Annotated in this window: 2 protein-coding genes; both read right to left on the bottom strand. The window is 72.1% G+C overall.

The genetic code is table 11. The annotated features are described in order from the left end of the window. A partial coding sequence (locus NN2_RS35615; RefSeq protein ID WP_439955881.1) for a hypothetical protein occupies nt 1–890 on the bottom strand: 890 nt, incomplete at its 3' end. A gap of 33 nt (nt 891–923) precedes the next feature. Beyond that, the coding region (locus NN2_RS35620) for an ATP-binding protein (protein WP_063019661.1) at nt 924–1,831 on the bottom strand (908 nt) is incomplete at its 5' end.

The raw sequence follows: 1,831 nt of genomic DNA on the forward strand, positions 1-1,831 counted from the left end.
GCCTCCACGGCGGCCTCGGCGCGCGCGGCGGCACGCGCGGCGTCGGCGGGGTCGACCGGAATCGGTTCCGCCTCCACGGCCTTGCCGATGTTGGCGACCGTTTCGGCGATCGCGGCCGAGAGCGCCGATTCGGGGTCGGGGTCGGCGTGCGGGTCGGGGCCGACGATGTCGAGCCAGCGTTGCCCGAGTTCGAGCATGCGTGCGGTGTCGTCGTCGGCGGTGGCATGCGCCTCGCGCCAGATCTCGCGCAGCGCGTCGAGTTTCGCCGTGCCGAGGATCTTTTCGGCAGCGGCGGCGGCGGGGCCGCACTCTGTCGGCTCGAGGATGCCGCCGTCGACTCGGCCGAGCAGCAGCGCGGCGGTGTGGGCGGCGGCGTAGTCGGTCGCGGGCAGGGACGAGGCGGCGGCGGGCCCGCCGGTGTCGCCGATGACGATCTCGGTGGCCGAGGCGCGCAGCCAATGCCGGTCGTCGGGGCGGCGGCGCACCTGCGCCGCCTCGATCCGGGACTCCTCCAGCAGCAGCGCGGCCTCGACCACCGCCGGATTCGCCACCGGGGGCGGAGTCCAGCGGGAGTGCTGGGCGTGGGCGCATTCGTGGGTGAACGCACCCCACACCGCCGCATACCGGGCGCGGTCGGCCAGCCGATCCGGTCGCGCTGTGCCGGGATCGACTTTCAGCAGGTCGCCGTCGAGTTCGATCGCGGCGCGGGCGGGGAAGAACACCGCCGGGTGCCCGTGCGCGGCACCGGGGGCGATAGTGACGATCAGGTCGTCGCGGTCAGCGATCGGGGCAGCCTCGGCGGTCATCGCGGCCGACAAGGTTTCCCAGCCCGCTCTCCTCGGCGGTGTGGTGGGGGTGGCGGTCAGGTCGGAGATCACGTGGGAAGTCATGGCGTGCAGTCCTTTCGTGCAGGGGATGCGGGGTCAGATGCGGGGGCCGAGCGTGAGGGGCTGGTAGGCGGTGCCGAACACCGAGCGCACCACGGTGGCGACGATCTCGCGGTCGTCCTCGGGTGCGGTGCCGAGCAGGTTCGCCGCAGCGGTCGCGAGGTCGGTGGCGGCGGCGATCTTCTTGAACGCCAGCAGTTCTCGCAGTTGCGGAGCCCACCCGATCTCGCCCGCGCTCTTGCGGGTGGCCAGGTTGCGCGCGACTTTGACCGCTTTCGGTTCGACCCCGAGTTGTTCGGCGAGGTCGTAGTCGCTGCCGACCTGGACCTGGAACGCGAACCGGGACGAGAGCGCATCGGACAAGATCGCCCCGTGCACACCGGGGTTGTGCCCGGCCACCACGAAGAACCCCGGCTCGGCTTTGACGACCTCGCCGCCGTGGGCTTTGATCACGATCTCTTTGCGGCCGTCCATCGCCGGATACAGCGACGCGAGCACGGTCGGCGGGATGAGGGTCGCGTCGTCGACGAACAGCACCCGGCCCTCGCGCATCGCCCGGACCAGCGGCCCGTGCACGAAAACGAAAGTGCCATCGGGGTTTTGGGTGTACTCGCCCACGAAGTCGGCGACCGTGGTGTCCGAGTCGCCCTGCACGGTGAGCAGATCCCCGTAGGCGGCCTCGATCAGCGAGGTCTTGCCCGTTCCGGGCGGCCCGTACAACAGCACCGGAACCTCGGCGGTGCGCATGGTGCGCAGCACATCCACATCGGTGCGTCCCGCGAGCTTGCGCAGGTGGTAGTCCTGGCCGTTCGGGCGAGACACGGTCGTACCCGATACCGGGGCGGGCGCGGGGGCGCTGGGCTTGACTTTGCCCTTGCGGGGGCGGGCGGCCGGTTTCGGTGCGGCGGGCGCGGCCGGTGCCGGTGCGGGCGCGGTGGCTCCGG

Origin of the sequence: Nocardia nova NBRC 15556 (assembly GCF_001613005.1) — a bacterium.
Lineage (GTDB): Bacteria > Actinomycetota > Actinomycetes > Mycobacteriales > Mycobacteriaceae > Nocardia > Nocardia nova.